Source organism: Microbulbifer sp. SAOS-129_SWC, assembly GCF_039696035.1.
In the GTDB taxonomy this organism is placed as follows: domain Bacteria; phylum Pseudomonadota; class Gammaproteobacteria; order Pseudomonadales; family Cellvibrionaceae; genus Microbulbifer.
In genome coordinates, this window is sequence record NZ_CP155567.1 from 192,604 (window position 1) to 214,584 (window position 21,981).

At 63.9% G+C, this 21,981-nt stretch carries 15 protein-coding genes and 1 tRNA gene; 9 read left to right on the forward strand and 7 right to left on the reverse strand.

What is annotated here, in order from left to right:
* The first annotated feature begins 157 nt into the window (after nucleotides 1-157).
* Nucleotides 158-1,852, forward strand: a complete 1,695-nt coding sequence (locus ABDK11_RS00830) for an alkaline phosphatase D family protein (protein ID WP_346838429.1) — start codon at nucleotides 158-160, stop codon at nucleotides 1,850-1,852.
* Between the two features lie 81 nt (nucleotides 1,853-1,933).
* Here the strand turns inward: ABDK11_RS00830 and selD are convergent, their stop codons facing one another.
* From selD to ABDK11_RS00845, 3 genes are all read right to left on the reverse strand, one after another.
* Nucleotides 1,934-2,968: a selenide, water dikinase SelD gene (gene selD / locus ABDK11_RS00835; protein WP_346838430.1), complete on the reverse strand. Its 1,035-nt coding sequence runs from the start codon at nucleotides 2,966-2,968 to the stop codon at nucleotides 1,934-1,936.
* Between the two features lie 100 nt (nucleotides 2,969-3,068).
* Entirely contained in the window at nucleotides 3,069-5,345 is a 2,277-nt protein-coding gene (locus ABDK11_RS00840) for a TonB-dependent receptor (protein WP_346838431.1), read from the reverse strand.
* Nucleotides 5,346-5,595: 250 nt separating this feature from the next.
* Complete coding sequence (locus ABDK11_RS00845) at nucleotides 5,596-6,483, reverse strand: LysR family transcriptional regulator (RefSeq protein WP_346838432.1); 888 nt, start codon at nucleotides 6,481-6,483, stop codon at nucleotides 5,596-5,598.
* Between the two features lie 92 nt (nucleotides 6,484-6,575).
* On the opposite strand from ABDK11_RS00845, the gene ABDK11_RS00850 reads away from it, so the two are divergent.
* A complete protein-coding gene (locus ABDK11_RS00850; RefSeq protein WP_346838433.1) occupies nucleotides 6,576-7,769 on the forward strand; it encodes an MFS transporter in 1,194 nt (397 codons plus the stop codon).
* 36 nt (nucleotides 7,770-7,805) lie between these two features.
* On the opposite strand, the gene mtgA is transcribed toward ABDK11_RS00850, so the two are convergent.
* Together mtgA and ABDK11_RS00860 are read right to left on the reverse strand one after the other, a co-directional pair.
* Nucleotides 7,806-8,489: a monofunctional biosynthetic peptidoglycan transglycosylase gene (gene mtgA, locus ABDK11_RS00855; protein WP_346838434.1), complete on the reverse strand. Its 684-nt coding sequence runs from the start codon at nucleotides 8,487-8,489 to the stop codon at nucleotides 7,806-7,808.
* A gap of 209 nt (nucleotides 8,490-8,698) precedes the next feature.
* Nucleotides 8,699-9,532 (reverse strand): helix-turn-helix domain-containing protein, encoded by an 834-nt coding sequence (locus tag ABDK11_RS00860; protein WP_346838435.1) that lies wholly within the window; start codon nucleotides 9,530-9,532, stop codon nucleotides 8,699-8,701.
* Nucleotides 9,533-9,685: 153 nt separating this feature from the next.
* Here ABDK11_RS00860 and ABDK11_RS00865 point away from each other — a divergent pair, with 153 nt between their 5' ends.
* From ABDK11_RS00865 to ABDK11_RS00875, 3 genes are all read left to right on the forward strand, one after another.
* Nucleotides 9,686-11,488 (forward strand): acyl-CoA dehydrogenase, encoded by a 1,803-nt coding sequence (locus ABDK11_RS00865; RefSeq protein ID WP_346838436.1) that lies wholly within the window; start codon nucleotides 9,686-9,688, stop codon nucleotides 11,486-11,488.
* Nucleotides 11,489-11,557: 69 nt separating this feature from the next.
* Nucleotides 11,558-12,016, forward strand: coding sequence for a MaoC family dehydratase (locus ABDK11_RS00870; RefSeq protein WP_346838437.1), 459 nt, complete (start codon nucleotides 11,558-11,560; stop codon nucleotides 12,014-12,016).
* Between the two features lie 58 nt (nucleotides 12,017-12,074).
* The gene (locus ABDK11_RS00875; RefSeq protein ID WP_346838438.1) at nucleotides 12,075-12,989 is read left to right on the forward strand and encodes an SDR family NAD(P)-dependent oxidoreductase; all 915 of its coding nucleotides are present in this window, start codon (nucleotides 12,075-12,077) and stop codon (nucleotides 12,987-12,989) included.
* 547 nt (nucleotides 12,990-13,536) lie between these two features.
* On the opposite strand, the gene ABDK11_RS00880 is transcribed toward ABDK11_RS00875, so the two are convergent.
* Nucleotides 13,537-13,613 (reverse strand) — tRNA-Arg (locus ABDK11_RS00880).
* A 206-nt stretch (nucleotides 13,614-13,819) separates the two neighbouring features.
* Between ABDK11_RS00880 and ABDK11_RS00885 the strand changes: the two genes are divergently transcribed.
* On the forward strand, nucleotides 13,820-14,242 hold the full coding sequence (locus ABDK11_RS00885) for a cytochrome c5 family protein (RefSeq protein WP_346838439.1): 423 nt from the start codon (nucleotides 13,820-13,822) through the stop codon (nucleotides 14,240-14,242).
* Between the two features lie 127 nt (nucleotides 14,243-14,369).
* On the opposite strand, the gene rep is transcribed toward ABDK11_RS00885, so the two are convergent.
* A complete protein-coding gene (gene rep, locus ABDK11_RS00890) occupies nucleotides 14,370-16,403 on the reverse strand; it encodes a DNA helicase Rep (protein WP_346838440.1) in 2,034 nt (677 codons plus the stop codon).
* Nucleotides 16,404-16,780: 377 nt separating this feature from the next.
* Here rep and ABDK11_RS00895 point away from each other — a divergent pair, with 377 nt between their 5' ends.
* The 3 genes from ABDK11_RS00895 (at nucleotide 16,781) to ABDK11_RS00905 (ending at nucleotide 21,822) form a co-directional block, all read left to right on the forward strand.
* Nucleotides 16,781-17,338 carry a sigma-70 family RNA polymerase sigma factor gene (locus ABDK11_RS00895; RefSeq protein ID WP_346838441.1) on the forward strand — a complete coding sequence of 186 codons (558 nt, stop codon included), beginning with the start codon at nucleotides 16,781-16,783 and terminating at the stop codon, nucleotides 17,336-17,338.
* Nucleotides 17,335-18,441 carry a FecR domain-containing protein gene (locus ABDK11_RS00900; protein WP_346838442.1) on the forward strand — a complete coding sequence of 369 codons (1,107 nt, stop codon included), beginning with the start codon at nucleotides 17,335-17,337 and terminating at the stop codon, nucleotides 18,439-18,441. The genes ABDK11_RS00895 and ABDK11_RS00900 overlap by 4 nt, the downstream gene beginning before the upstream one ends.
* Nucleotides 18,442-18,693: 252 nt before the next feature.
* Nucleotides 18,694-21,822, forward strand: a complete 3,129-nt coding sequence (locus ABDK11_RS00905; protein ID WP_346838443.1) for a TonB-dependent receptor — start codon at nucleotides 18,694-18,696, stop codon at nucleotides 21,820-21,822.
* Nucleotides 21,823-21,981 lie beyond the last annotated feature (159 nt).

Here is a 21,981-nt window from a genome sequence, read left to right on the forward strand (position 1 = left end):
CCGCCCGCTGCGCCCCGGAAAACGATTGTGTCGGGCGGCCGCTGGCCCGCTTGGACAACTCGCGATAAAGCGCTGCCGGTAGATCAAGGTTTTGCAATGCTGTCATAAAACCCCGCTAGGCTGGCGAATCAAATTCCAAAACCGGGGGGAAATCCGCGTGAACAGTTTCACTCGACGCCACTTTATCAAGGCTGCGCTCGCCACCACCAGCGGCAGCCTGGTGGTCTCCACACCGCTGCAGGCGATGAGCCGGCCCAAGCTGCCGTCGGCAGTGACTTTCCAGCACGGGGTTGCCAGCGGCGATCCGCTGCAGGATGCGGTAATCCTGTGGACGCGGGCCACGCCACTGGAAAACGATCCGGGCAAGCCTTTACGCATTACCTGGGAGCTGGCGCGGGATCGGGAATTTACCGACGTACTGCGCCGCGGCAGCGTAGAAACCGACCTGGCCCGGGATTACACCGTCAAGATCGATGTGCGCGGGCTCGAGCCGGCCACCGATTACTTCTACCGCTTTGTCGGTGCCGGTGAAAACAGCGCGGTCGGGCGCGCCAGAACCCTACCCGAGCGCGGCGTGGAACAGGTGAAGCTGGCGGTGTTCTCCTGCTCCAACTATCCGGCCGGTTACTTCAATGCCTACCAGTTGGCCGCACAGAGCGACGACTGGGATGCGGTGCTGCACCTGGGCGATTACATCTACGAATACGGTATGGGCGGCTACGCCACCGAGCGCTCGGCGCAGATCGGGCGCGCGCTGCCGGAGGACAACCGCGGCGAGCTCTACACGTTGACGGATTACCGCAAGCGCTACGCCGTTTACCGCACCGACGCGGGCCTGCAGGCGCTGCACGCGGCCGCGCCGTTTATCGCCGTGTGGGACGATCACGAAATTGCCAACGACACCTGGAAGGGCGGCGCGCAGAATCACAGCGCAGATGAGGGCGACTTTTTTGCGCGCCGCGCGGCGGCGGTGCAGGCCTATTTCGAGTGGCTGCCGATCCGCCCGCCGCAGGGCGAGCGCAATCCGCAGATCTACCGCAGCTTCCAGTTCGGCGACCTGCTCGACCTGCATATGCTGGATACGCGGGTCATCGCCCGCGACAAGCAGCTGGAGTTCTCCAGCTATTTCGACGATGCCGGCAACTTCGATGCGCAGGGGTTCAGTGCGGCGATGATGGACCCGGCGCGCGTACTGCTGGGTAACAAACAGCGCGAGTGGCTGGTGGACACCGTGGCCAAATCCGGCGGCCGCTGGCAGTTGCTGGGCCAGCAGGTGCTGATGGGCAAGATGACCCTGCCGCTGGAAATGATGGCGAACTTCCGGCACGGCGGCGGCAAGAAAAATCTCGCCGCCGAACTGGTTGCGCTGAAAACCGCCAGCCTCAAGGGCGAGCCGCTGACCCTGAGCCAGCGCGCGCGCATCGAAAAAATAGTGCCCTACAACCTGGATGCCTGGGATGGTTACGCAGCTGAGCGCGAGACGCTGTATCGGGAACTGGGTGCGCTGGATAAAAACCTGGTGGTGGTGGCCGGGGACACCCACAACGCCTGGTTCAATCACCTCACCGATGCCGGCGGCCGCCGCGTGGGGCTGGAGTTCGCCGCGCCCAGCGTGACGTCACCGGGGATGGAGACTTACCTGAAGCTGAATGAGGAATCCGCGGCGCAGCTGGCGCAGGGGCTGCCGGTGCTGATCGACGACCTGCACTACTGCAACCTGCACCAGCGCGGTTATTTAGCGCTGACTTTCGGCCGCGATGCGGTACAGGCGGAGTGGAAGTTTGTGGATAACATCGACAGCCCCGAGTTTGCCGAGGCCGGCGGGCATAAAGTGATGCACAGCCTGGGCTGAGACGCCCGGTCTGCGACGGTAGATACCCCGAGCAAAAAATGCCGGCGTCGCAAGGCGCCGGCATTTTTGTCGATGCTGTGCTTAAACGACCTCGACCGCGTGGCGCTGCTGCGCGCCCAGCTCGCCGATCGCGGCCAGCTCCAGCCCCTGCTCGGCGGCGGTAGCGAGAAACTCGGCCTCGCCCTCCGGCGTCACTGCCACCAGCAGGCCGCCGCTGGTCTGCGGGTCGCACAGCAGTAGCCGCTGCGCTTCAGCGATGGGCGCGATGCGCTCGCCGTAGCTGTCGAAATTGCGCAGCGTGCCGCCGGGCACGCAGCCCTGCGCGAGGTAATACTCGGCGCTGGTCAGGCGCGGCACCGCGGCGTAATCGATTCGCGCGCTGAGGCCGCTGCCGTCCGCCATTTCCACCAGGTGGCCGAGCAGGCCGAAGCCGGTCACGTCGGTCATGGCCTTCACCCCTTGCAGCTGCGCGAAGTGGCTGCCGGCCCTGTTCAGCGTGCACATCCAGTCGCGCGCCACGCCCACATCCGCGTCCCTGAGCTTGCCCTGTTTTTCCGCGGTGGTGAGGATGCCGATACCCAGCGGTTTGGTCAGGTACAGGCGGCAGCCATCGCTGGCGGTGTCGTTGCGTTTCAGGTGGCTTTTGTCCACCGCGCCGGTGACGGCGAGGCCGAAGATGGGTTCCGGCGCGTCGATCGAGTGGCCGCCGGCCAGCGGGATGCCGGCCTCATCGCAGATGGCGCGGCCGCCGCGCATTACCTCGCGCGCCACTTCCGGGGCCAGCTTGTCCACCGGCCAGCCGAGAATCGCGATCGCCATCAGCGGCTTGCCGCCCATCGCGTAGACATCGCTGATCGCGTTGGTGGCGGCGATACGGCCGAAGTCGAAGGGGTCGTCGACAATCGGCATAAAGAAATCGGTGGTGGAGATGACCCCGCGCTCCTCGTCGAACGCGTACACGGCGGCGTCGTCGCGCGAGGCGTTGCCGACCCACAGGCGCGGGTCCAGGTTCTGCGCGCCGCTGCCGGCCAGCATCACTTCCAGCACCTTGGGGGAAATCTTGCAGCCGCAGCCGGCGCCGTGGCTGTACTGGGTGAGGCGGATCTGTTCGCTCATGCGCTCTCCTGGGGGCGGTGATCGGAAGGCGCAGATAATAGCAAAAGTGGCGGCGGTACCGGGCGGTCCCGTTGCCGGGACCGCCGCATTCATGGCCGGATCAGAGCGCGCCGAAGCGCTTGTTGAACTCCAGGCTCAGGGTGCGCGGGGCGCCGGCGATATAGGTGGGGAAACCGAAGGCGGCACCGGTGTTGCCGGCGTCCATGATGTACTCCTTGTCCAGCAGGTTGCTCGCCGCCAGGGTCAGGGACCAGTTGCGGTCGCTGGCGGCGACGCCGGCGCGCAGGTTGAGCAGGTCCACCGCATCCTCCTCGAACCGGTTTTCGATATCGAAATACACCGACGAGCGATAGCTCCAGCTGCCGCTGCTGGTGAACATCAGGTTGCCGCCGAGCGGCGTCTCGTACAGGTAGCTGAGGGCGCCGGTCACTTCCGGCTGCAGGCGGAACTGGTTGCCGGCGTAGGTACCGTTGGCCGAGTTGTCGTCGATACCGGCATCGATATAGGCGGCGTTGGCCAGCAGCTGTAGCTGGTCGGACACGCTCCAGCGCAGCTCCGCCTCGAGGCCGGTATTGGTGGCCGAGCCGGCGTTTTCGGTGCGGGTCTGACCGCTGTCCTGGTCGACCACGTTGACCTGGAAGTTCTGGTAATCCTGGTAAAAGGCGGCCAGCGAGTAATCCAGTGCGGTATCCGCCAGGCGGCCCTTGAGGCCGACTTCGTAGTTGTCGACCTCCTCCGCCGGCGCGACGCTGGCCGTGCCGGAGGCCATATCGATCACCTCGGAGCGCTCGCCGCGGGACACGGTGCCGTACAGGTTGACGTTGTCGTTGAGCGAGTACAGCAGGTTGAAGCGCGGCAGCAGTGCGGAGCTGTCGGTGTCGCCGCGCAGGGTTGCGCCGCGGGTGTTCAGTGCCAGGCCGAAGAACAGGTCGGTCTGGATACCCTGGGCGGCGAGAATCGCGGACGCGGGCAGGGTGCTGGTGTAGCTGGATGCGCGTTTCTCCCGCACCAGGCGCGCGCCGACGGTGGCTTCCAGTGCGGGCGTGATCTGGTAGGAGACGTCGGCGAACAGGTTCTGGCTGCTGTTGTCGGCACCATTGGCATAGTGGCTCTCGTACGGCACTGCGGCCAGGACACCGCCGGTCAGCAGGGTGGTGGCGTTCGGTTCGCAGCCGGCGATATTGGCCGCCGCCAGCGCGCCGGCACAGCTCAGGAACAGGCCCTCTTCGGAGGCGAAGCCGACGAACTGCTCAGCCTGTTCCTCGAAGTAGCTGGCACCGACAAAGCCGTTCAGGCGCTCGCCGCTGAAGTTCAGGCGCAGCTCGTGGCTGCTCTGGTCGCCGTTGGCATTTTCGGAAAAGTTCAGCATTTCGTAGGCGGTGCCGTCGGCATCGAAGGCCTCGAGCGAATCGTAATCGCGGCGCGCGCCGATATAGGTCAGGGCCAGCTGGTCGCTGATGTCCCAGGATACGGTCGCGTTGAAGTCTTTCACGGTGCGGTCCACACCGATATCGTTCATGCCCAGCACCTGGTTGTCCGGCACGCTCAGCGCGGCATCGTCGGTAAACAGCACCGACTTGTTAACGAAGGCGGTGCCCGGGTCGGTGTCTTTGTCGTAGTTGTAAATGAGGTCGATGGTCAGGTTGTCGCTGGGGGTGATGCGCAGGCTGGGGCGATAGGCGCGGCGGTCGTAGCCGTTCAGGTCGTCCTCGCCGCTGTTGTTCTGCACATAGCCGTCGCGCGCGCGGGACACGAACGCCAGGCGGCCCTGCAGCAGGTCGTTGCCGCCGGTGGTCATGCCCTCGATCTTGCGCATATTGTAGTCGCCGGCGCCGACGGTGAGTTCCGAGGCAAAATCCTGTTGCGGTTTGGCGGTGATAAAACTCATCGCGCCGATGGAGGCCGCGGTGCCGAACAGGGTCGCCTGCGGGCCCTTGACCACCTCGATGCGCTCCATGTCGTAGACCTCGAAATAGGACGCGCGCGAGCGCGACACATCGGTGCCGTTCAGGTACACCGATACGCGCGCCGCGCCGGGTGCGCTGCCGTCGTCGGAGGTGATACCGCGAATCACATAGCCGTTGTTGTTGACGCTCTGCTGCTGCACGACGAGGCCCGGCACCAGGTCCGACAGGCTGTCGAAGCGGTCGACGCCCAGTTCCTGCAGCGTTTCCCCGTCCAGGCTGCTGATCGTCAGCGGCACGTCCGCGATCGCCTGCTCGCGCTTCTGCGCGGTGACGATCACTTCTTCCAGGTTCTGCACTGCGTTGTCCGCGGCGGCGGTCTGCGCCTGTGCTTGTGCCTGTGAAAAGGCGACCGCCGAGATCAGGCAGGCCAGTCGGGACAGCGGGAAAATCCCTTTCGCGATGTTTTTCATGGTGACTCCGGCTCTTTTAATGGGATAAGCAAAGAGCCGGATACTAGAGATGGATTGATACGCCGCCGTGACTGATTCGTGACAGAACGCTTTCCAGCGAGTGAAAAAGATTGCTTACCCGGCCATGGAGGGCCGGGCCGCGAATCCAGCAAGCAAGCAAGTAAGTGCTTGATTTGTCGTGGAGGGGTTGCGGACATGTGCCGCAAACCCGGGTTGAAAAATGCCAAGGATGGCATTGTTCAACAACCTGTTAGAGATGCAGGCGTCCGTCGATAAATTCGAGGAAGGCGCTGACCCGCGGCGACACGGCCGCGGTGCGGTAGTAAACCGCCTGCACCGGTTCACGTGGATTGGGGCTCTGCAGTTGGCCGGGCAGTACCTTCTCCAGCCGCCCGGATTCGATATCCCCGCACACCATAAAATTCGACAGCAGCGCGATACCCTGGCCGGCGAGGCACAGCTGGCGCACTGCCTCGCCGCTGCTGGAGGCGATCTGTGGATGTACCTGCAGCGGCTCGGCAAACGGCAGCAGGTTGAGGTGCGGCGCGTCGGCGAATCCGATCAGGGTGTGTCGCTCGAGTTGTGCAATTTTGTCCGGCCTGCCGGCTGCAGCGAGGTAGGCGGGGCTGGCGACCAGGTGCAGCGGGCTGCGCCCGAGCGGGCGCGCGTGCAGGTTGGAGTCGTCCAGGGTGCCGATGCGGATGGCGATATCCGCGCGGCGCTCGAGCAGGTCGATAATGCGCTCGTTGGCGATCAGTTCCAGCTGGATTTCCGGGTAGGCGCGGCGGAAGTCCGGTACCAGCGGCACCAGCTGGTGTAGCAGAAACGGGGTGGCGGCATCCACCCGCAGGCGCCCGGCGGGTCGGCCGCGCTGCGCGCGCAGCTGCTCCTCGGCAGTTTCCAGCTGGTGCAGGCCATCGCGTACTGTCGCCACGAACTGGCGGCCCTCTTCGGTCAGTTCCACCCGGCGGGTGGTGCGGTTCAGCAGCGTGCTGCCCAGCTCTGCCTCCAGCCGGCTGACGGCGCGCGACACCCGCGCCACCTGGAGTTCGAGCAGCTGCGCGGCGGCGGAAAAGCCGCCGCTGTCGATCACTGCGAGTAGGATCTGCAGGTCTTCGGTGCGGGAGACTATTGTCATAACTGTAAAAATCTTTTGCCTTTGATGCTGTTTTTGTAAAAAGTAGCTGCCGCCATACTCCGCCGCAACCAAATACTGCTGTGGAGTCTGTCATGCCTATCGCCATTCTGGCTTTGGCGCTCAGCGCCTTTGCCATCGGTACCACCGAGTTCGTGATCGTCGGGCTGGTGCCCACCATCGCCCAGGACCTGGGCGTTTCCCTGCCATCGGCCGGCCTGCTGGTCAGCCTCTATGCCCTCGGCGTGGCCGTGGGTGCGCCGGTGCTGACCGCGCTGACCGGGCGCTGGAACCGCAAGGCGGTGCTGCTCAGCGTGATGACGCTGTTCACGGTCGGCAACCTGCTGGCCTGGCTGGCCCCCGGCTACAGTTCCCTGGTGGTCGCGCGTCTGCTCACCGGCCTGGCCCACGGGGTCTTCTTCGCCATCGGCTCCACCATCGCCACCAGCCTGGTGAGCAAGGACAGGGAGGCCGGGGCCATCGCACTGATGTTCACCGGGCTGACCGTCGCGCTGGTTACCGGCGTGCCGCTGGGCACCTGGATCGGCCAGCACTTCGGCTGGCGCGCCACTTTCCTGGCGGTGTCTGCGCTGGGCCTGCTGGCGCTGGTCGGCAGCGCGCTGCTGGTACCCGGCAACCTGAAGCAATCGGCCCCGGCCACCCTGCGCCAGCAACTGGCGGTACTGACCCAGCCGCGCCTGCTGCTGGTCTATGCGATGACCGCGGTGGGTTACGGCGGTACCTTCGTGGCTTTCACCTACCTGGCGCCGATCCTGCAGCAGGTGAGCGGCTTTGCTCCGGGTGCGGTGGGGCTGATCATGCTGGTGTACGGCGTGTCGGTAGCGGTGGGCAATATCTGGGGCGGCCGCCTGGCTGATCGCCGCGGACCGGTCAGGGCGCTCAGCCTGATCTTCGCCGCGCTGGCCGCGGTGCTGGCCCTGTTCACCGCGACCGCCGGCAATCCGGTGACCGCGGTGCTGACGGTGCTGATCTGGGGGGCTTTCGCGTTTGGCAATGTGCCCGGCCTGCAGGTGTACGTGGTGCAGCTCGCGGAAAAGTTTGCCCCCCAGGCAGTGGACGTGGCCTCCGGGTTGAATATCGCTGCGTTCAATGTCGGTATTGCGATTGGCTCGGTGCTGGGCGGCGCGGTGATCGAGCACCTGACGCTGATGGATACGCCGTGGATCGGCGCGCTTATTGTGCTGCTGGCGCTGTTCCTGACGCTGCTGTCCGGTCGCCTCGACCGCCGCGCGGCAAGCGCTGCTACGGTGCCTGCGGGATGTGCCTGATGCGTGGTCGGGCTTGAGAGTACCGGTGGCAGTTCGCTAGCGGAGATTCACCAGATAGCGGCTGCCGCCCAGCTGCCGCGCCTGCCGCTCGATGGTTGCCGCGCGGCCGCGCACATAGCGCGATGGCCGCTGCGCGGACATGCGCCGCGGGTTTGGCAGCACGGCTGCGAGCAGCCCGCTCTGCCAGCGGCTCAGGTAGCGCGCGGAGGTGCCGTAAAAGCGCCGCGCCGCCGCTTCCGCGCCGTACACCCCGTTGCCGAATTCGGCAATATTCAGGTAGACCTCGAGGATGCGCTCCTTCGACCACAACAGCTCCATCAGCAGCGCAAACCAGGCCTCCAGGCCCTTGCGCACATAGCTGCGGCCATTCCACAGGAACAGGTTCTTGGCCGTCTGCTGGGTAATGGTGCTGGCACCGCGGGTGCGCCTGCGGTCCTCGCTCAGGGCCTTCTGCAGCGCCGCGAAATCGAAGCCGAAATGATTCGGGAACTTCTGGTCTTCCGCGGCGATCACCGCCATCTGCAGGTGCGGGGAAATCTGCTCCAGCGGGCGCCACTGCTGTTGTGCCTTGCGGCCGCTGTGCAACTGCCAGGCCTGGATGACGGCGGAGGAGGGCGGGTCTACCCAGCGCAGGGCCAGGACCAGCAGTGCGGTTGCCAGCGCGAAAGCGGTGCCCAGCCAGAGGGTGTATCTGCAGGTTTGCTTCAATAGTTGCGGCATTACGAGTGGCTGCTGGCTGGATTCATCAACACTTTATGATGGTTGTTGGGGCTCGTGGTTCCGGAGAGGTTGCTTGCCGGGCTGATAGGCAAGCTTAACTGGCCTTCGCCCCAGTGGATTAACTCTCTTCGGCCGCTGGTCTCCGGCGGCTGCGCGGCGTGGACTCGCACAGGGTCCGCGATATCGACGCGGCGCGCGATATCGGCAGTTCAGTAGTAGAGGAGCGGGTGCGACAGATCGCCGTCGAGCGCTGCGGACAGGTCGAGCGCATCGCTCTCGGGATAGAGCGTATTGATCACCAGGCGCGGCTCCGACGCGAAGGAGGCCGGGCCCATGGCGCCCACCGTCAGGTTGACACTGAAAAAGCGCATCAGCCTGCCCCGGTATTCCTGTTCCACCCGGAAACTGGCCATCGGCTCGAGCCTTGAGGCGATCTGCGCCCAGTCTTCCGGGATGCCCGGATGCGCGGCCAGCTCGCGCACCATCTCCTGGTAAATCGGGTCGTTGGTCAGCAGCGCCTCCTGCTGGGTATACATCAGGATCATCGCCAGCGTGTGCTGCCAGGAATCCAGCGCGACGCCTGCGGGTGGGCGGCGGAAGACCAATTGGTAATGGTTTTCCACTCTGGCCAGCGCTTCAGCGCTGACCGACTCGCGGTAAAAGGCAACCCAGCTGCGATTCACCATCAGCAGGCGGCCGTACCGGTCTGTCAGCACCGCCGGGTAGGGATCCATCGCGCGCAGCGATAGCAGGGTGGCCTTGCGCAGCCACTTGAATGCCGGCGCCTGGAAGTCGACTGCGCGGCTCTCGGCCAGGTAGCCGGCGGCGAGGCGCAGGTAGTTGCTATCGCGCTCACCCAGATCCAGTGCACGGCTGATAGCACCCACCAGCGCCTCGCTGGGCCGGGCCTTGCCGTTTTCAAGAAAGCTGATATGGCGGGTGGAGGACTCCAGGCTGAGTGCCAGCGTTTCCTGGCTGACGCCGCGCACCCGTCGCCAGAAACGCAACAGGTGGCCGAACGCACTGTAGGCTGTCTCACTCATTTCCCTGCCTCAAATGGCCAGCCAGATTTGCCGTGCCGGTGCCTGCTGAACTTGACCCGGGAGGTCATGGCCGAGTCTAGCAACTCGCCCCACAATACCCAACCGGCCCCAAGCGGCCCACCCCACCCGTCAGTAACAGGAACAAGGTGACCCATGGCAGCACAAGCGCTCAGCGAACGCGACCTGGCTTTCATGCTCTACGAGCTGTTCGATGCAGAATCCCTCACCAGGCGCCCGCGCTACGCCGACCACAGCCGCGAAACCTTCGACGCGGCCATCGAAACCGGCAAGACGGTCGCACTGAAACATTTCCTGCCCATCCGGCAGCAAGTGGACATCAACGAACCCACTTTTGACGGCGAGCGCGTGCACCTGCTGCCGGCAATCAAGCCGGCACTGGACGCGGTCATCGAGGCCGGCCTCGCCGCGCCGGCCACCGATTTTGCAGACGGCGGTATGCAGCTGCCGCTGATCGTCACCAATGCCGTACAGGCCCATCTGTCGGCGGTGGCCAGCACCACGTTGGGCTACATTTCCCTGACCAACGCCAACGCCAACCTGATCGAGGCGCACGGCTCACCGGAGCAGGTGGAGAAGTGGGTCAAGCCGATGCGCGAGGGCCGCTTCATGGGCACCATGGCGATGACCGAACCCGGTGCGGGCTCCGGCCTCGCCGACCTCACCACCACCGCCACCCGCGAGTCCGACGGCAGCTACCGCATCACCGGCAACAAGATCTTCATCTCCGGCGGCGACCACGAGCTCAGCGACAATATCGTGCACCTGGTGCTCGCCCGCGTGAAGGGTGCGCCCAGGGGCGTGAAGGGGATCTCGCTGTTTATCGTGCCCAAGTTCCTGGTCAACGAGGATGGCAGTAACGGCGAGCGCAACGACGTGGCCCTGGCCGGGCTGTTCCACAAGATGGGCGGGCGCGGCCACACCTCCACCGCACTCAGCTTCGGCGACAAAGACGGGGCCGTGGGCTATCTGGTGGGCGAGGAAAACCGCGGCCTGATGTACATGTTCCACATGATGAACGAGGCGCGCATCATGGTCGGCACCGGCGCGGCGCTGACCGCCCTGACCGGTTACCAGTACGCCCTCGACTACGCCCGCGAGCGCCCCCAGGGCCGCCTGCTCGTCAACAAGGATCCGGAGTCTTCGCCGATCAATATCATCGAGCACCCGGACGTGCGCCGCATGTTGCTGACCCAGAAGGCCTACGCCGAGGGCGCCTATGCTCTGTGCCTGTACGGCAGCCAGCTGGCCGATGACGAGAAGACCGCGGAGACCGAGGAAGCGCGGGCCCACGCGCACACGCTGCTCGATTTCCTCACCCCGATCATCAAGAGCTGGCCGTCGGAATACGGCGCGCAGGCCAACAGCCTCGCCATCCAGGTCATGGGCGGACACGGCTATATCAACGAGCACCCGGTGGAGATGTTCTACCGCGACAACCGCCTGAACCCGATTCACGAGGGCACCACCGGCATCCAGTCCCTGGACCTGCTCGGGCGCAAGGTGCCGATGAACAAGTTTGCCGGCTACCGCGCGGTGCTCGCGGAAATGCAGCAGACCATCGAACAGGCGCGCGACAGCGAACTGAGCCTGTTCGCCGGCGACCTGCAGGCCGCGCTGGAGGAGCTGCAGCAGACCACCAGTGCCGTCCTCGGTGCCACTGCAGAGAAAAATCCCGATCTGGTGTTCTCGAACTCGGTCAGCTACCTGGAAATGTTCGGCCATGTCGTCATCGCCTGGATCTGGCTGCGCCAGGGCCTCGCCGCCGACGCCGGCCTGCAGCGCAACCCGCATGCGGATGACGAGCACTTCTACCGCGGCAAGCTGCAGGCGCTGCAGTATTTCTTCCGCTCGGAGCTGCCGAAAATCTACCACTGGTCAAAGCTGGTCAGGGAAGTCGACAGCACCAGCTTCGATATGCGGCCGGAGTGGTTCTGATCCGGCGCCGGGATGACAGGGCGCAGTGCGCTCACTGCATAACAGAACAAGAGAACGACAGGAGAGACTATGAAGACGGTCAGTAAGCAAGAACTGCTGCAAAGCGTGGGCAAAACCCTGCAAACCAGCGACTGGTTTACCGTGAACCAGGAGCAGATCAACCTGTTCGCCGAGGTTACCCACGATCACCAGTTCATCCACGTCGATCCGGAACGCGCCGCGCAGACACCGTTCGGCTCCACCATTGCCCACGGCTTCCTCACCCTGTCGCTGCTGTCGCATTTCGCCGAGGTCTTCAGCCTGCGGGTGGAAGATATGCAGATGGCGGTCAATTACGGTTTTGACAAGGTGCGCTTTATCGCCCCGGTAAAGGTCGACAGCCGCATCCGCGCACACGCGCGGCTGCTCGATGTCAGCGAAAAAAATCCCGGCCAGTTACTGTTGAAAACTGAAGTCACCGTCGAGATCGAGGGCGCGGCAAAGCCCGCGCTGCTGGCCGAGTGGCTCACCCTGCAGGTGGCCGGCTGATTCCGACGCGCCGCTCCGTGTAGCTAATCCGCAACGAAAAAACGAGGGAGAGAAGACTATGAGTGTACGCTTTGACGGCCAGGTGGCCATCGTAACCGGCGCCGGCAACGGGCTCGGAAAATCTCACGCGCTGGCACTGGCCGCGCGCGGTGCAAAAGTCGTGGTCAACGACCTCGGCGGCGCCCGCGACGGCAGCGGCGCCTCCTCCGCGGCCGCACAGGCGGTGGTGCGTGAAATCGAGGCCAATGGTGGCGAGGCGCTTGCACACGGCGCCAACGTTGCCAGGTACGACGAAGTCCAGGACATGGTGCAGCAGGCCATGGACAAGTGGGGGCGCGTCGACATCCTGATCAATAACGCCGGCATCCTGCGCGACAAGACCTTCGCCAAGATGGAGCTGGCCGATTTCCAGCTGGTCATGGACGTGCATGTGATGGGCTCCGTGAACTGCACCAAGGCAGTGTGGGAAATCATGCGCGCGCAGAACTACGGCCGCATCGTCATGACCACCTCATCGAGCGGCATGTACGGCAACTTCGGCCAGTCCAACTACGGCGCGGCGAAAATGGCGGTGCTGGGCTTTATGAACACCCTGGTGCTGGAAGGGGGCAAATACGATATCCGGGTCAACGCGCTGTCACCAACCGCCGGCACCCGCATGACCGAAGACCTGATGCCGCCGGAGATGCTGGCGATGCTCACCCCGGAAGCGGTGACCGCAGGCGCCCTGACCCTGTGTCACAAGGATGCGCCAAACCGCTTCATCCTCTGCGCCGGTGCCGGCGGCTATGCCAGCACCCGCCTGTTCGAAACGGCCGGCACTTTTATTCCGGCCGACGAGCAGAGCCCGGAGGCCGTGATCCAAAACTGGGACAAAATCTGCGACCAGAGTGCCCAGGCGGAACTCACCTCCGGCGCCGGGCAGACCGAGAAGTTCCTCACCATGGCCATGGCCCACACACAGCCGGCCTGATTCAGGCCGCGTATTGTGCCTGGCGCGCGCTTAAGTCTTGATGTACGGAATATAGGTTTCGATATCGCGAAAGGGATCATCGTTGCCAGAAATTCGACTTTGATCATCCCTGGCGCTAAACGAGATACCGGCGGCTGCGCTACCTCTGGGGCGAACGGCGGTTCGAATCTGGGCCCTGGGGTAATCCAGATGCGAAAGGGTCGCTGCGATAGCGGGGAGTTTGGGTCCGCTGTGCGGGCCCCGCCCCAGAGGATTAGCTCCCTGCGGTCGCTGTTCTCCGGTGGCTGCGCCACCTCCGGGTCGAACGGAGGTTCGATTCTTGGCGCTGGGGTAATCCAGATGCGAAAGGGCCACTGCGAGGGCGGCGCTTATAGAAGGTGCTGTGATAGCGGGAAGTTTGGGCCCGCTGTGCGGGCCTCCGCCCCAGAGGATGCGCTCCCGTTGGTCGCGGCCCTACGCTGCGCTCCGGGTCGAACGGAGGTTCGAATCTGGGCCCTGGGGCACCCCATATACGAAAAGACCACCGCGAGGGTGGTCTTTTCGTATATGGCCCGCCCCAGAGGATTCGAACCTCTGACCTTCGCCTCCGGAGGGCGACGCTCTATCCAGCTGAGCTAGGGGCGGGAAACCTGATTTTATCGACAGGGCCAGAGCCCTGTGCGGGACGCGGATTATACAGAAGGGGCGGGGTGCAGGAAAGCGGATTCGGGGGGCGCCGGGGCTGGCTTTCGCTGGACGCTGCGGATTGCGTATAATGACTGGCTGGTAGAGGTACGCGGCGAATTGCCGGAAGTCTACGGAGCTGCAGGAGCGGCCATTAGGGGGAATCCATGAAAATGATTGTGAGTCTGGTGGCGGCGCTGACCGTTGGTGCGGCCGCTGCGATGGCGCAGGCGCCGTCGGTAGACAAGGAAATCGCCGAGCGTATCGCACCGGTGGACAAGACCTGTATGCAGGGAGACAAGTGTGCCGCTGCGGTTGCGGCAGCACCGGCTGCGTCAGGCGGCGCTCCGCGCAGTGGCGAGGCGATCTTCAAGGCCCACTGCACTACCTGCCACACCCCGGGTGCCGCCGGCGCACCCAAGTTCGGCAACGCTGCCGACTGGGCACCGCGCATCGCCAAGGGCATGGACACGCTCTACACCCACGCGATCAACGGCTTCAATGCCATGCCGCCGCGCGGCCTGTGTACCGATTGCAGCGATGACGAAGTGAAAGGGGCTGTGGACTATATGACGTCGCACAGCAAGTAAGCGACTGCTTACTTCAGAGATTTAAAGGCCGCTCACTGAGCGGCCTTTTTTGTTTGCGCTGGGGGAACCGGCGTTGCTTGCTACACCGGCGCGGCCGTTGCTACAAGGTTTCCGACGGCCTGGGAACTCAGTCAAACATACTCAACAGCGATCCCAGCGTCTCCTCGCCCTTGGCCTGGTTCTGTTCCGGGGTCGCCTTGCCAAAGCCCTCGAACTCGCAGTCCTCCGGCGGCAGCTCGTCGAGGAAGCGGCTGGGCGTGGTGTCCTGGTTCTCGCCGAACTGTTTGCGTTTGCCGGCCAGGGTCATGGTCAGGGTGCGCTGCGCGCGGGTGATGCCGACGTAGGTGAGGCGGCGTTCTTCCTCGATATTTTCGTCCTCGATGCTGTTGCGGTGCGGCAGCAGGTTTTCCTCCATGCCGATCATGAACACATGCGGGAACTCCAGGCCCTTGGCGGCGTGCAGGGTCATCAGGCTGACCTTGTCGGTGGCCTCTTCCTCTTCCTGGCGCTCGAGCATGTCGCGCAGGATCAGTTTGGAGATGGCCTGTTCCAGGCGCACGTCCTGCTCCAGCTCGTCGTCGGTGCCCTCCATGATCTTGTTCAGGCTTTCCAGCAGCCAGTAGACATTCTCCATGCGCTTCTCGGCGACCTTCTCGCTGCTGGCGTTCTGTGACAGCCAGCCGGGGTAGTCGATATCGTCGAGCATTTCTCTCAAGGCGGCATCGGGGCTGTTGTCACGGCAGTTGCGCTGTACGCCCTCGAGCCACAGGGAGAAGCGGTTCAGGCGTTCGTAGCCCTGTTCATTGATATGCTCCTTGAAGCCGATCTCGGAGCAGGCGCTGAACATGGAGATCTCGCGGCCCTTGGCATAGTTGCCCAGCGCCTCCAGGGTGCTGGTGCCGATCTGCCGGCGCGGGGTGTTGATGATGCGCAGGAAGGCGTTGTCGTCGTCTGGGTTCACCAGCAAACGCAGGTAGGCCATGATGTCCTTAATCTCGGCGCGGGCGAAGAAGCTGGTGCCGCCGGACATCTGGTAGGGAATCTGGTGTTCCTGCAGCTTCATTTCGATAAGCCGCGCCTGGTGGTTGCCGCGGTAGAGCACGGCGAAGTCCATGAACCTGGCGCTGCGGCGCGCCTTCTGCAGGAAGATTTCGTTAGCGACCCGCTCGGCTTCCTCGTTCTCGTTGGCCACCTTGAGTACGCGGATCTCCTCACCGAGGCCGCGATCGGACCACAGCGCCTTGTCGAACTCGTGTGGGTTGTGCGCGATCAGGTGGTTGGCCACCTTGAGGATACGGCTGGTAGAGCGGTAGTTCTGCTCCAGTTTGATCAGTATCAGGTTGGGGAAGTCCTGCTTGAGCAGGCTCATGTTTTCCGGGCGCGCGCCGCGCCAGGCGTAGATCGACTGGTCGTCGTCGCCCACTACGGTTAGGCCGCCGCGGCCGCCCACCAATAATTTCACCAGCAGGTACTGGGAGTTGTTGGTGTCCTGGTACTCGTCCACCAGCAGGTAGCGGATCTTGCGGCGCCAGCGCTGCAGCAGTTCCGGGTCGGAATCGAATAGCTGCACGGGGATCAGGATCAGGTCGTCGAAGTCCACCGCGTTGTAGGCCTTGAGTGCGTCGCAGTAGCGGCCGTAAGCCAGCGCAATGGCCTGCTCCCCAGGGCTGGCGGCCGCTTCCAGGGCGCGCTTGGGGGTGAGCATGTCGTTCTTCCAGTTGGAAATCTGGTTCTGTACCCGGTCGAGCAGGTCGGTGTCCAGATCGCCGTCGCGCAGCATCAGTTCCTTGATCAGCGCGCGCGCGTCCTCGGCGTCGAAGATGGAGAAGCCCGGCTTGAAGCCGGCCGCACGGTACTCCTTGCGCAGGATATTCAGGCCCAGGTTGTGGAAGGTGGACACGGTCAGGCCGTGGCTGGCCTTGGAACGCTTGCCGTCCGGCCCCGCCAGCAGCTTGCCCACCCGCTCCTTCATCTCGCGGGCGGCCTTGTTGGTGAAGGTCAGCGCGGCGATGTTGCGCGCGGCATAGCCGCACTCCTCGATCAGGTAGGCGATCTTGCGCGTGATCACGCTGGTCTTGCCGGAGCCGGCGCCGGCGAGCACCAGGCAGGGGCCGTCGATATACTTCACCGCCTCCGCCTGGCGGGGGTTCAGCTTAGACATGCTGGGCTTACATCTCGGTTCGGGTTAGGGGCGCGATTCTACCAGTGTTGTGGGTAAACCTCGCTTGAGAAGAACTATCGGCCGCTGCGATTCCATAGATTGACTACAGGGGCACCTCCAGTCAAAGGCGACCGCTCCGTCGAGTCGGCGCAGTCCATCTGCACCGGCAGAACGTGGACGGACACACACGGTGTTCAAAAATCACCCAGAAGTGTCGCGCAGCCTGTGGATAACCGGCCAGGATCCACTGATGTATTTTTTTCGCCGGCCACTGGGGGAAAAAATCTTGCGAGTCGTCTACCTGCGTGGAGAGTCACCCGGAGGGAATCCATCCGGGGCCGGATACAGAATAATTTCAATAAAAATCGAGCGGTGATATGGCGAATGATGAGGCGCTGGCGGACATCTTTATGCGGGTCCGCGGCAGTCTGGCGCGGCTGGTTTCGAGCATAGCGCCACCCAGGGAAATCGAGGATATCGTCCAGGAGACCTATGTGCGGGTCTGCCAGGCGGCGCGGCAGGGCGCCATTGAACAGCCGCGCTCGTTTATGCTGCGCACTGCGCGCAATCTGGCGCTCGACTACGTCAAGCGCTCCGAGTCGCGGCTGTCGGTGAGCTTGGATGAGGAACTCGATCTCGGGATGGATCTCGGCCCGGCGACGGATCACACCTACGAGGTGGTGGCCAGTCGCGAGGAATTCGCGCACTTCTGCGAGGCGGTGCGGCAACTGCCGGTACAGTGCCGCCGCGTGTTTGTGCTGAAAAAGGTCTACGGCTATTCACAGCGGGAAATTGCCCGCGAGCTGGATATCAGTGAGAGTACGGTGGAAAAACATATCGCCACAGGGATCAAGCGCTGCACCCTGTTTATGCTGCAGCAGCGCACCAGTGACACGCGCGCCGCGCGCAGCGCCGGCAACGGGGGACGCCCATGAGCAATGTCTACCAGTTGCCCGACCGCGAACGCTGTCTCGAGGAGGCCTGCGAGTGGATCGCGCGGCTCGACCGCGGCCTCAGCGACACCGAGACCCGCGACCTGCAGCGCTGGCTGGCGGCCGCGCGCGACAACCGCGACACGCTGATAAAGGTGGCCGAGCTATGGGACAAGATGGACGCGCTGGGGCGCCTTGCCGACCTGTTCCCGGCGCCGGCGCAGAAGGCGCGCCGCCAGCCGTCGTTCGGCCGCCGCTGGCTGGCCGCGGCCGCCTCGGTATTACTGCTGCTGAGCGCTGCCCTGTGGCAGGCCGGCGCGCTGCCGGGCGCGCATCGCACCGCCAATGTCGATAAGGTGTACGAGACGGCGGTCGGTGAGCACTCCACGGTCAACCTGCCGGATGGCTCGGTGCTGGTGCTGAACACCAACAGCCTGGTGCGTGTGCACTACACGCCGGCCAGCCGCCTGATCGACCTGGACCGCGGCGAGGTGAATGTGCAGGTAGCGCACGACAAGCAGCGCCCGCTCAGCGTCCTCGCCGCCGGCCGCGTGGTGCAGGCGGTGGGCACCGCGTTCAATGTGCAGCTGCGGCGCGACCGCAGCGTGGAGTTGATTGTCACCGAGGGCCGGGTGCGGGTTGCCGATCGCGAGGACGAGCCCGACTCCGCCGACCCGCCGCCGCTGCCGGCTACGGCCACGGCCGTATCCCGGGGCGAGCGGCTGATGATGAATGAAAAACGCGGGCCGCCGGAGCAGGTCGAAAAAATAGCGCCGGCGGAAATGGATGCGAAGCTGTCCTGGCGCAGCGGCAATCTGGTGTTCCACGGCGAACCGCTGGAGAAGGCGGTGGCGGAGATCAGCCGCTACACTTCGGTGCGCTTCCGCATCGAGGGCGAGCAGCTGAAGCGGGTGCGCGTAGCCGGCCTGTTCCGTACCGGCGACGTAAAGGGGCTGCTGCGCACACTGAACGACAATTTCGGTATTGCCAGTGAGCGTATCGACGACCAGACAGTAGTACTGCGTCCGCGCGAAGACAGCAGCGCTGCGGCACTGCCGGAGGCGCGCGCGGATTCGCCGCGCAGCGCCCATCGCGGTGCGCGCTGACAAGGCATTCATCCGGCCACCGATCAGGTGGCCAGATTAATAAAAATAACAGAGCAGGAAAAACAGACACCGGTGAAAAACAGCGAGGCGGTAACCGCCGCAGACAGAAAAAAGAATAACTAGATTAAAAAAACAGTGATCCGATGGCGGAAATTTTTAGCCGAGTCGTCTTCTAACCACGCCGCGAAAACAGCGGCGCCCGGGGGAGACGACAGGGCTATTTTTCAGAGTTTGTCCTTTAGCCTGCTTATGATGAGTGCTTCATCTGTGCTGGCGGACAGCGCTCGCCTACACGAAACTGAGCTCTTCAATATTCCCCGGCAAAGAGCGGACATCGCGCTCACCGCATTTGCCGAGCAGGCCGACCTGACCCTGATCTTCCCGTTCGATGATGTGCGGAAAGTACAGGCGCAGCGCTTGGTGGGCAGCTACCCGATCGATGAGGGGGTAGCGATCCTGCTCGAGGGGACCGGCCTCAAGGCAATGGTGGGTGACGATGGCCAGCTGACAATAACAGCAGGACATCCCATTGGAGGGTCGAGCACAGTGTATAAGAAGAACCAACTGTCCAGCGCCATTCTTTCGATCATGGCATCCATGATCGGCACCGGCGCAGCGGGCGCCGCCCAGGCGCAGAGCGATGATGCACAGCAGCCGGGCACCATCGAGGAAGTTTCGGTGACCGGCATCCGCGCGAGTCTGCAGCGCGCCATGGACGTGAAGCGCGATAGCAACGGCGTGGTGGACGCCATCTCCGCCGAGGATATCGGCAAGTTCCCCGATACCAATGTGGCCGAATCGCTGCAGCGCATCAGCGGTGTGTCCATCGACCGCTCCGGCGGCGAGGGCCAGTTGATCACCGTGCGCGGCTTCGGCCCGCAGTTCAACACCGTGCTGGTCAATGGCCGCCAGATGGCCACCGAGAACCAGGGCCGCGAATTCAGCTTCGACACCCTGGCCTCGGAACTGGTCAAGAGCCTGGCGGTGTACAAGACCTCCACCGCCACCCAGCAGTCCGGCGGTGTCGGCTCTACGGTCAACGTGACCACCGCGCGGCCGTTCGATTTCAACGGCCTCAAGGTTGCCGGCAGCGTCAAGAGCCTGTACGACGAAAACAGTGGCGACTCCAAGCCGCAGATCTCCGGGCTGGTCAGCAACACCTTCGCCGATGGCAAGTTCGGTGTGCTGCTGGCGGTTTCGCGCCAGGAGCGCAGCACGCGCCTGAACCAGGCGCAGACCGACGGCTGGCTCACCAATGTGCTCGGCAATGTCGCCCCCAGCGAGATCGACGCCTCCGCCAGCCATTCGGACAACACCTTTATTCCGCAGAACTTCGACACCAAGGTGACCTTCGAGGAGCGCACCCGCACCGGCGGCAGCCTGGTGCTGCAGTTCGCCCCCACCGATGACCTGCAGATCACCGCCGACGGCATCTACTCCGACTTCGATATCGTCACCAACGCCACCTCCTTCGGCCACTGGTTCACCGCCGACAACCTGGAGAACGTGGTGCTGGACGAGAACGGCACCGCCATCGACATGTTCCAGGAAGTGGGCCACGCGACCGACTTCCACTCGAAGAAATTCGACCGCCTGACCAGCACCTCGCAGTACGGTATCAACGTCAACTGGGATGCGACGGAAAACCTGAACCTCAGCTTCGACGCCTCCACCTCCGGCGCCAAGCGTGCCGGCAACAACGGCCGCGAGAACCAGCTGTCGCTGATCGGTTACCTGAACCGCTCGCGCCTGCAGATACTGCCCGGCGAGACACTGCCTTACTCGAGTGAATTCCAGAGCGCCGATCCGGATATCTACAACGCCGACGGTGTGCAGGCCGGGGTCAGCGACTACCTGGATCCGAGCAACGGCCGCGCCCACGTGATGCTGCGTCGCGGCTGGGCCACCGACGACCGCGTCAACCAGTACCGCTTCGACGGCGTCTGGGACGAGGGCAACAGCAGCGGCCTGACCCGCGCCAAGTTCGGCCTGCTCTACTCGCAGGAGACCAAGAGCAACGAATACCTGAGCGACGAAGCCAACGGCGTGCACTGCACATTCTGCGGCTATCCGGAAAACGTCGATATCCCCGACAATTTCATGCACGTGTTCGACGCCGGCTCCGACTTCCTCAGCGGTGTCAGCGGTCACCAGCATATGACCACCAAGTGGCTGGCCCACGACGGCGAGAAGCTGTTTGCTTACCTGGAGGGAATCGGCGGTATCAGCTACGACGCCGTGCGCCGCAACAATTCTTACGAGGTGGAGGAGAATGTCCTCGCCAGCTACATGGAACTGGAATTTGCCGGTGAGCTGGCCGGCATGCCACTGACCGCGCACACCGGTGTGCGTGTCGAGAGCACCAACGTCACTGTCAACGGCACCGAATCGCCGCTGGAAAGCCTGCAGATTCTCGACCAGACCGAGCTGCAGGCAGTGATGGGCGAGCCGCAGTCGGTCAGCGCCGACAACGATTACCACTCGGTGCTGCCGAATATGGACGTGAAGCTGGAGATCACCGACGAGCTGGTGGCCCGCTTCGCCGCCTCCCGCACCATGACCCGGCCGACCCTGGGTCAGCTGTCGCCGGTGTCGGTGCTTAACACCACCCGCCAGGGCGGCAACCTGCGCTCCAGCTCCGGCAACCAGGAACTGGAGCCCTTCCTGTCCGACAACCTGGATCTGTCGCTGGAGTATTACTACGGCGACAACAGCTATGTGTCGGTGGGCTACTTCCGCAAGGATGTGGATAACTTCATTATCAGCTCCACGGAAGACCAGACCTTTACCAACAGCGCCGGCCAGCTGGTTACCGATCCGTCCACCGGTGATATCACTTCCATCGCCCCGGGCGAAGATCCGCAGGACGCGGTGGATCCCAACGACGGCGTGGCGGTGTTCACGCTGACCAAACCGAGTAACGGCGAGAGTGCCGCGGTGGATGGCCTGGAACTGGCGATGCAGCACAGCTTCGACAGCGGTTTCGGCGTTATCGCCAACGCCACCCTGGTGAACAGCGACGCGGAGCTGAACGTCGACGACGTGACCCAGACCTTCGCCCTGACCGGCCTCAGCGACTCGCTGAACCTGGTCGGCTTCTACGAGCGCGGCCCCTTCCAGGCGCGCCTGGCGTGGAACTGGCGCGACGAGTTCCTGCAGTCTCTGGTGCAGAATGTCAGCGGCGAACCGACCTTCGTCGACGCCTACCAGCAGTGGGATATGAGCGCCAGCTACGATATCAACGACCGCATGACTGTGTTCTTCGAGGGCCTGAACCTGACCGATGAAACACTGCTCAAGCACGGGCGCTACGCCAACCAGTTCTTGTTGGCGGAGGACAGCGGCCGGCGCTTTGCGCTGGGCCTGAGAGCCACCTTCTAGGCATGGAAAATATGATCTAGGGAACCGGAACAAGGAGTTCCATTGCAGGCAGCTTTGCTTCTCCAATTGGCCGCCGCCCGGAAACGGGCCGCGGCCCTTTTTGCGAAGCACATCCCTGTGCTTTTGTGCCACATGCGTGGCAGAATTTTACAGCGTGTA

Coding starts and splice junctions, on each gene's coding strand:
- selD (WP_346838430.1), bottom strand. CDS start 2,968: ATGAGCGAACAGATCCGCCTCACCCAGTACAGCCACGGCGCCGGCTGC.
- ABDK11_RS00840 (WP_346838431.1), bottom strand. CDS start 5,345: ATGAAAAACATCGCGAAAGGGATTTTCCCGCTGTCCCGACTGGCCTGC.
- ABDK11_RS00845 (WP_346838432.1), bottom strand. CDS start 6,483: ATGACAATAGTCTCCCGCACCGAAGACCTGCAGATCCTACTCGCAGTG.
- ABDK11_RS00850 (WP_346838433.1), top strand. CDS start 6,576: ATGCCTATCGCCATTCTGGCTTTGGCGCTCAGCGCCTTTGCCATCGGT.
- mtgA (WP_346838434.1), bottom strand. CDS start 8,489: ATGCCGCAACTATTGAAGCAAACCTGCAGATACACCCTCTGGCTGGGC.
- ABDK11_RS00860 (WP_346838435.1), bottom strand. CDS start 9,532: ATGAGTGAGACAGCCTACAGTGCGTTCGGCCACCTGTTGCGTTTCTGG.
- ABDK11_RS00865 (WP_346838436.1), top strand. CDS start 9,686: ATGGCAGCACAAGCGCTCAGCGAACGCGACCTGGCTTTCATGCTCTAC.
- ABDK11_RS00870 (WP_346838437.1), top strand. CDS start 11,558: ATGAAGACGGTCAGTAAGCAAGAACTGCTGCAAAGCGTGGGCAAAACC.
- ABDK11_RS00875 (WP_346838438.1), top strand. CDS start 12,075: ATGAGTGTACGCTTTGACGGCCAGGTGGCCATCGTAACCGGCGCCGGC.
- ABDK11_RS00885 (WP_346838439.1), top strand. CDS start 13,820: ATGAAAATGATTGTGAGTCTGGTGGCGGCGCTGACCGTTGGTGCGGCC.
- rep (WP_346838440.1), bottom strand. CDS start 16,403: ATGTCTAAGCTGAACCCCCGCCAGGCGGAGGCGGTGAAGTATATCGAC.
- ABDK11_RS00895 (WP_346838441.1), top strand. CDS start 16,781: ATGGCGAATGATGAGGCGCTGGCGGACATCTTTATGCGGGTCCGCGGC.
- ABDK11_RS00900 (WP_346838442.1), top strand. CDS start 17,335: ATGAGCAATGTCTACCAGTTGCCCGACCGCGAACGCTGTCTCGAGGAG.
- ABDK11_RS00905 (WP_346838443.1), top strand. CDS start 18,694: ATGAGTGCTTCATCTGTGCTGGCGGACAGCGCTCGCCTACACGAAACT.